Annotated in this window: 7 protein-coding genes; 6 read left to right on the plus strand and 1 reads right to left on the minus strand. The window is 69.5% G+C overall.

The genetic code is table 11. The features are described from left to right. Nucleotides 1-17: 17 nt before the first annotated feature. Nucleotides 18-1,304 (minus strand): adenylosuccinate synthase, encoded by a 1,287-nt coding sequence (locus tag WBP48_RS02240; RefSeq protein WP_424435440.1) that lies wholly within the window; start codon nt 1,302-1,304, stop codon nt 18-20. Nucleotides 1,305-1,577: 273 nt separating this feature from the next. Between WBP48_RS02240 and WBP48_RS02245 the strand changes: the two genes are divergently transcribed. From WBP48_RS02245 to WBP48_RS02270, 6 genes are all read left to right on the plus strand, one after another. Beyond that, complete coding sequence (locus WBP48_RS02245) at nt 1,578-2,618, plus strand: methionine ABC transporter ATP-binding protein (protein ID WP_424435443.1); 1,041 nt, start codon at nt 1,578-1,580, stop codon at nt 2,616-2,618. Next, entirely contained in the window at nt 2,615-3,292 is a 678-nt protein-coding gene (locus WBP48_RS02250) for a methionine ABC transporter permease (RefSeq protein ID WP_424435446.1), read from the plus strand. Before WBP48_RS02245 ends, WBP48_RS02250 begins: the two co-directional genes overlap by 4 nt. A gap of 51 nt (nt 3,293-3,343) precedes the next feature. Next, nucleotides 3,344-4,183 (plus strand): MetQ/NlpA family ABC transporter substrate-binding protein, encoded by an 840-nt coding sequence (locus tag WBP48_RS02255; RefSeq protein WP_424435449.1) that lies wholly within the window; start codon nt 3,344-3,346, stop codon nt 4,181-4,183. A 327-nt stretch (nt 4,184-4,510) separates the two neighbouring features. After that, the gene (locus WBP48_RS02260) at nt 4,511-5,470 is read left to right on the plus strand and encodes a hypothetical protein (protein ID WP_424435452.1); all 960 of its coding nucleotides are present in this window, start codon (nt 4,511-4,513) and stop codon (nt 5,468-5,470) included. Between the two features lie 391 nt (nt 5,471-5,861). Continuing rightward, a complete protein-coding gene (gene argG, locus WBP48_RS02265) occupies nt 5,862-7,304 on the plus strand; it encodes an argininosuccinate synthase (protein WP_424435454.1) in 1,443 nt (480 codons plus the stop codon). A gap of 59 nt (nt 7,305-7,363) precedes the next feature. Then, nucleotides 7,364-7,678: TetR/AcrR family transcriptional regulator (locus WBP48_RS02270; protein ID WP_424435457.1), on the plus strand; the 315-nt coding region annotated here is incomplete at its 3' end.

The raw sequence follows: 7,678 nt of genomic DNA on the forward strand, positions 1-7,678 counted from the left end.
GCCCGGCCCGGGCCGCCTCAGCCGACGAGCTCGTGGCGCACGATGACGGCGTCACGCGCCGCGCCCACGCCGATGACCGAGATCCGCGTGCCGCTCATGGCCTCCAGCGCGAGGACGTAGTCCTGCGCCGCCTGCGGCAGCTCCTCGAAGGTGCGTGCCGCCGAAATGTCCTCCGACCAGCCAGGGAAGTACTCCAGGATCGGTGCGGCGTGGTGGAAGTCGCTCTGGTTCACCGGCACTTCGTCGAACCGTTCGCCGTCGACATCGTAGGCGACGCACACCGGAATCCGTTCGAGCCCGGTGAGGATGTCGAGCTTGGTCAGCACGAGGTCGGTGATGCCGTTTACGCGGGTCGCGTACCGCGCGACGGGTGCGTCGTACCAACCGACGCGGCGCGGGCGGCCGGTCGTGGTGCCGAATTCGAACCCGCGCTTGCGCAACCACTCACCCTGCTCGTCGAAAAGCTCGGTCGGGAAAGGCCCCGAGCCCACGCGCGTCGTGTACGCCTTCACGATGCCGACGATGCGGTCGAGCCGGTTCGGCCCGACGCCGGTGCCCGTCGACGCGCCGCCGGCCGTGGCCGACGACGACGTCACGAACGGGTAGGTGCCGTGGTCGACATCGAGCATCGTCGCCTGGCCGCCCTCGAAGACGACGACATCCCCGGCATCCAGCGCATCGTTCAGCAGCAGGGAGGTGTCGGCGACCATGGGCCGAAGGCGCTCGACGTAGGAAAGCAGGTCGTCGACGATCTCGTCGGCGCTGATCGCACGGCGGTTGTACACCTTCACCAGCAGGTGGTTCTTCTGGTCGAGGGCGCCCTCGACCTTCTGGCGCAGGATGTTCTCGTCGAAGAGGTCCTGAATGCGGATGCCGACACGGTTGATCTTGTCGGCGTAGCTCGGGCCGATGCCGCGGCCCGTCGTGCCGATCATGCGCTTGCCGAGGAACCGCTCGCTGACCCGGTCGAGCGTGCGGTGGTAGTGCGTGATGACGTGCGCGTTCGCGCTGACCTTGAGACGCGAGGTGTCGACGCCTCGAGCGGCGATCGCTTCGAGCTCGCCGAAGAGGACTTCGAGGTCGACGACGACGCCGTTGCCGATGACGGCGTTGACACCGGGCGAGAGGATGCCGGAGGGCAGCAGATGCAGGGCGTACTTCTCGTCGCCGATCACGACGGTGTGCCCGGCGTTGTTGCCGCCGTTGTACTTGACGACCCAGTCGGTGCTGTCGCCGAGCAGGTCGGTGGCCTTGCCCTTCCCCTCGTCCCCCCACTGGACCCCGACGATCACGATGCCTGGCATGGGCTGCTCTCCCCCGCTAGCGGATTTCGTACCCGCGGATGCCGGTACACCCCATTCTATCGACCGGCCACCGCCTGCTCTTCGCGTCACGGACGCAGGAGAACCGCGACCCGCGGCATCCGAGCGACCGCCCGCGGCAGGCGCCGCACAAGCCGGCCACCACGCAACCGGGCGCGACACGGGGCGTAACGCGATTTCATCAGGCGTCATCTCCGGCGCTTGGATGGAGGTCGTTGTCGTCGATGTGGCCGACGCCGTTCTCGCGGGTTCCTGTTGCCCGCACGCACCCTTTACCCGGCACCCGCCCGTCCCGAACCCGAACTGCACCGGCCCATGATCGAACTCGACCACGTCTCGAAGGCGTTCGGCGACCTCGTCGCCGTCGACGACGTGACCCTGCGGATCCCGACGGGAGAGGTGTATGGCATCGTCGGCCAGAGCGGCGCCGGCAAGAGCACGCTCGCGCGGCTCGTCAACCTCATCGAGCGACCCGACAGCGGCACCGTCACCGTCGACGGCACCGAGCTGACGACCCTCCCCGACAAAGACCTCCGCGCCGCGCGCCGCGGCATCGGCATGGTGTTCCAGCGGTTCAACCTGCTCGGCAGCCGCACCGTGCGCGGCAACGTCGAGCTCGCGCTCGAACTCGACGGGGTCCCGCGCGCCGAACGCGCACGGCGCGCGCAGGAGATGCTCGACCTCGTCGGGCTCGGCCACCGCGGCGACGCCTCGGTGCACCAGCTCTCGGGCGGCCAGCAGCAGCGCGTGGGCATCGCCCGCGCACTCGCCGCGCAGCCCCGCGTACTGTTGTCGGACGAGGCCACGAGCGCGCTCGATCCCGAGACCACGGCATCCATCCTCGAGCTCTACCGCCGCATCAACGCGGAACTGGGCCTCACCGTCCTGCTCATCACGCACGAGATGGACGTCGTCAAGGCCGTGTGCGACTCCGCCGCGCTGATCGAGAAGGGCCGCGTCGTCGAGAGCGGACGGCTCGTCGACCTCATCCGCACGCCGGGCTCACGCCTCACGGCGCAGCTGTTCCCGATCGGCCCGATCCCCGAGACGGTTCCGGCGGATGCCACGGTCATCGACATCACGTTCGCGGGCGGCACGGCGGATCGCCCCGTCATCGCACAGCTCGCCCGCGACCACGAGGTGGACGTGTCGATCCTCGGCGCACTCGTCGAGCACATCGGCGGCATGCAAGCCGGCCGCACACGGCTGGAAGTCCCGGCATCCGCCGCCGCTGCCGTGATTGCGGACCTGCGTCGCCAGGACCTGCTCGTCGAGGTACTCAGGGGCGCTTCATGAACGATCAACTGTTCCAGATCCTCCTCGTCGCGACGGGACAGACGCTCTACACCGTCGGCGTCGCCGTCGCCGTAACGGTCGTCATCGGCCTGCCGCTGGGTGTCGTGCTCGTCGGCACCGAGACCGGCCGGTTCCTCGACCGCCCCTTCGGTTCGCGTACCGCCGGCAAGGTCATCAACCGCACGCTCGACCTCGTCGTCAACTTCGGCCGGTCGGTCCCGTTCCTCATCCTGATGGTCGCCCTCATCCCGTTCACGCGGCTCGTGGTCGGCACGTTCATCGGCCCCACCGCAGCGATCGTGCCGCTGTCGGCGGTCGCGATCCCGTTCTTCGCGCGGATGGTGGAGATCGCCATCAAAGAAGTGGATGCCGGGCTCCTCGAAGTCGCGTCATCGCTCGGCGCGAGCCGCTGGCAGCTCGTCACGAAGGTGCTCCTGCCCGAAGCGGCGCCACCGATGCTGCTCGGCCTGTCGACGACCGTCACGTCGATCATCAACTTCTCGGCCATGGTCGGCGTCGTCGGCGGCGGCGGGCTCGGCGACGTCGCGATCCGCTACGGATACCAGCAGTACAGCTGGATCCACATCGTGCTCGTCATCGTCATCATCTTCGCAATCGTCATGATCCTGCAATCGTTCGCCGCCTGGGGTGCACGCAAGCTCGCGCGCACCTGACCCCGGGCGACCCCGCCACCCCCGCCCCAACCACCCCTTGAGAGGAACAGCATGTCCCGCACCACCCGTCTCTCCCTGCTCGCCGCCACCGTCGCGGTCGCGGCGCTCGCCCTCACCGGCTGTGCCGGATCATCCGCACCCGCCGACACCTCCGACAGCACGGGCACCGCCGAGTCGCTCGGCACGCTCAAGGTCGGCGCGTTGCAGACGCCCGCCGGCGACATCCTCACGTTCCTCGCCGACGGCCCCGCTGCCGAGGAGGGACTGACGATCGAGTTCGTGCCGTTTACCGACTACAACACCCCCAACACCGCTCTCGTCGACGAATCGATCGACGCGAACCTGTTCCAGCACCAGGCGTTCCTCGACAACTTCAACCAGAACACCGGTGCAGACCTCGTCGCCGTGGGCGAGGCATATCTGCCATCTGCGGCGTTCTACTCCGACAAGGTCAAGAGCTTCGACGAGCTCGAGGACGGCGCAACGATCGCCATCCCGAACGACCCGTCGAACGAGGGGCGCGCGCTGAAGCTCCTCGCGCAGGAGGGCGTGATCGAGGTGAGCGACGACGTCGCCGACCTCAGTGGCGTCACCGCCAACCCGCGCAACTTCCAGTTCACCGAGATTGAGAACGCCACTCTTCCGCAGGCGCTCCCCGACGTGGATGCTGCCTTCGTCACGAGCTCGTTCGCGTTGCCGGCCGGACTGACCGCCGACCAGGCGATCCTGCTCGAGGGCGAGGACAGCCCGTACTACAACGTGCTCGCCACGAGGCCCGAGCTCGTCGACGACCCCCGCATCGTCGCGCTGTACACGCTCCTGACCTCGCAGGAGACCGCCGACTTCATCACCGAGACCTGGGGCGGCCTCATCGTCCCCGTCGTCGGCTGAGCGCTTCAGCACACCGGCCCCCGGCATCCCCTCGTTTCGCGGGGCGGATGCCGGGGGCTCTCTGCTGCCTGCAGGGTGTGCGGCCGCCCGCGCGTGTACTCGACTTGCCGCGTCTTGCCGCTTGAGCGCTGGAAGAACGGTCGACTTGCCGCGTTTTGTCGCTTCCGCGCGCCCGTATCGACCAAACGCGGCAAGTCGATGCGGGCACGGGTGCGGGTGCGGGTGCGGGCGCGGGTGGAGTTGTCCACAGGACGCGATTTGGGGAATCTGTCCACGGATCCGGAGTTCAGCGCCCCGCGACCGCGCGCGGCCGGACACAGTGGGGCCATGCCTCGACCGCTCAGCCCCCTGCCGCCGGAACTCGGCCGCGCGTACTCGGTCCACCGCGCCCGTCTCCTGGGCGTCACGCCCCGGCGATTGCGCGGCAACGACCTCGATTCCCCGTACTGGGGCGTGCGCACGGCTCCCTTCGCGTCCCCCGACGAAGACGGGCTGGCCGATCGGGCGGCGCTCGAGCATCTCCATCGGATGCGGGCGTATGCCGAGCGCATGCCCGAGACTCGCTTCTTCATCGGGCTGTCGGCGCTCGTCGTCTGGTGCGGGCTGCTGCCGGTCGCCGCACCCCGGCTCGAGGTCGGCGTGTTCGCGCCATACCGGGCACCGCACGCGCAGGGCGTGCGCGGCCGCCAACTGACACCGGGGCTCGTCACGGTGCGAGAGCACGGCGGCCTGCGGCTGAGCTCTCCGGCATCCACCTGGGTGCTGCTCGCCGCCTCGCTGCCTCGGCGCGACCTCGTCACGTTCGGCGCGCTGCTCATCACGCCGCCGATCGGACCGGGCGGGCGCGTCACCGGGCCTGCGCTCACGAGCCTGACCATGCTGCGAGCGGCCATCGATGCCGGGCCCCGACGCGGGGTCGTCGCCGCCCGTCGCGCGCTTGAGCTGATTCGCCCCGGCGCCCGGAGCCGCACCGAGGTGCACCTGTGGCTCGCGCTGGTCGATGAGGGGCTGCCCGAAGCCCAGTTCAACGTTGCGGTGTACGACGAGGCTGGACTCATCGGCGTCTTCGATCTCGCGTTCGTGCACCTGCGGGTGCTCGTCGAGTTCCACGGCGACTATCACCGACTGTCGCCTGCGGCGTGGGCAGCCGATATCGCAAAGCGGCAGCGCGCCCGCGAAGCGGACTGGACCGTCGTCGAGGTCACGCGCCGCGAGCTGTATCCCGACACCGCACCAGCGGTCGCGCGCGTCGGCCGCGCACTGGTGGCGCGGGGGCTCGTGCTCTGATGCGACCTGACCGCATGTCCTGATCGCGTCCCCCGATCGCGCCCCCGATCGCGCCCCGTGACCGCATCCCCCGATCGCGCCCCTGATCGCATCCCCCGATCGCGCCCCAGGCCCGGCGCCTCACGCGCCTGAGCCCGTACGCCGACTTGCCGAGATTTGTCGTTACGCGCCCCGCGAAGCGACCAAACCCGGCAAGTCGAACGGGGCCCGTTCGCCGACTTGCCGAGACTTGTCGGTTCGAGCCCCGCGAAACGACCAAACGCGGCAAGTCGGCGCGAAGGCGCGCCCGGATCCCGGGGCCCGGCCGCCGGGCGCAAGCCCCGGCGCCGGGCGCAAGCCCCGGCGAACAAGCGCAAGGCCCCGGCATCCGGCCTCAGTAGACTTGAGTCCCATGTCGAAAGTCCTCGAATCCCTGCCCGTCGGCGAGCGCGTCGGCATCGCCTTCTCGGGAGGGCTGGACACCTCGGTCGCCGTCGCGTGGATGCGCGACAAGGGCGCGATCCCCTTCACGTACACCGGCGACCTCGGCCAATACGACGAGGACGACATCGCCTCGATCCCCGGGCGCGCGCTGCAGTACGGCGCCGAGGCCTCCCGCCTGATCGACTGCAAGCCGCTGCTCGTCGAAGAAGGCCTCGTCGCCCTCTCGTGCGGCGCGTTCCACATCCGCTCCGCCGGTCGCACCTACTTCAACACGACGCCGATCGGGCGCGCCGTGACCGGCACGCTGCTCGTGCGTGCGATGAAGGAGGACGGCGTCGACATCTGGGGCGACGGTTCCACCTACAAGGGCAACGACATCGAGCGGTTCTACCGTTACGGCCTGCTCGCGAACCCCGCCCTGCGCATCTACAAGCCGTGGCTGGATGCCGACTTCGTCACCGAACTCGGCGGCCGCAAGGAAATGAGCGAGTGGCTCGTCGCGCACGACTTCCCGTATCGCGACAGCGCGGAGAAGGCCTACTCCACCGACGCGAACATCTGGGGCGCGACGCACGAAGCCAAGACGCTCGAGCACCTCGACGTCCCACTCGAGACGGTCGACCCCATCATGGGCGTGCGCTTCTGGGACCCCGCCGTCGAGATCGAGACCGAGGACGTGTCGATCACGTTCGAGGCGGGCCGTCCCGTCGCGATCAATGGCGCCTCGTACCCGGATGCCGTCGCGCTCGTGCAGCAGGCGAACACCATCGGCGGCCGCCACGGCCTGGGCATGAGCGATCAGATCGAGAACCGCATCATCGAGGCGAAGTCCCGCGGCATCTACGAGGCGCCCGGCATGGCGCTGCTGTTCATCGCGTATGAACGGCTGGTCAACGGCATCCTGAACGAAGACACCCTCGCGACCTACCACGAGCAGGGTCGCCGCCTCGGACGCCTCATGTACGAGGGGCGCTGGCTCGAGCCGCAGTCCTTCATGCTGCGCGATTCGATCCAGCGCTGGGTGGGCTCGGCCATCAGCGGCACCGTCACGCTGCGCCTTCGCCGCGGCGAGGACTACACGATCCTCGACACCGTGTCGCCGAACCTGTCGTACGCGCCCGAGAAGCTGTCGATGGAGCGCGTCGGCGACGCCGCGTTCGGCCCCACCGACCGCATCGGCCAGCTCACGATGCGCAACCTCGACATCGCCGACTCGCGCGCGCGGCTGGAGCAGTACGCCGGGCTCGGCCTCATCGGCGGCGCGACCGCCGAGCTCGTCGGCGCGCTGACCGCGGGCGAGGCCGCCGAGATCACCGAGCACGTCGTGCCTTTCGACCCCGACCGCGAGGAACTGGCCGAGGCCGTCGACGGCGCATCCGAGTCGGCATCCTTCGACTTCGGCGCCGACTGACCCGCCGGCGGTCGGGCAGGAACTTGCACAACAGTGTGCAAGTTCCGTATACTCGCCGGGTGACTTCCACCGTTCCCACCCGCCGTCCTCGAAAGGATGCCGCGGCCAACCGCCTCGGCATCCTGCGCGCCGCGGCGGCCACCCTCGCCGCCGATCCGACCGCATCGATCGACCAGATCGCGCGCGCCGCCGGCCTCAGCAGGCGCGCGCTGTACGGGCACTTCGAGGACCGGCAGGCTCTGCTGACCGAGCTGATCGCGTCGGGAGCGCACCGTTTCAACGCGATCGCCGCCTCGGTCGACGAGCCGCATCCGCCGCTCGCGCTCGCGCGCCTGACCGCGGCGCTGTGGGCCGAGGCCGCGCACGTGCAGATC

This window comes from Microbacterium sp. (assembly GCF_049661145.1).
Taxonomy (GTDB): domain Bacteria; phylum Actinomycetota; class Actinomycetes; order Actinomycetales; family Microbacteriaceae; genus Microbacterium.

Coding starts and splice junctions, on each gene's coding strand:
- WBP48_RS02240 (WP_424435440.1), bottom strand. CDS start 1,304: ATGCCAGGCATCGTGATCGTCGGGGTCCAGTGGGGGGACGAGGGGAAG.
- WBP48_RS02250 (WP_424435446.1), top strand. CDS start 2,615: ATGAACGATCAACTGTTCCAGATCCTCCTCGTCGCGACGGGACAGACG.
- WBP48_RS02255 (WP_424435449.1), top strand. CDS start 3,344: ATGTCCCGCACCACCCGTCTCTCCCTGCTCGCCGCCACCGTCGCGGTC.
- WBP48_RS02260 (WP_424435452.1), top strand. CDS start 4,511: ATGCCTCGACCGCTCAGCCCCCTGCCGCCGGAACTCGGCCGCGCGTAC.
- argG (WP_424435454.1), top strand. CDS start 5,862: ATGTCGAAAGTCCTCGAATCCCTGCCCGTCGGCGAGCGCGTCGGCATC.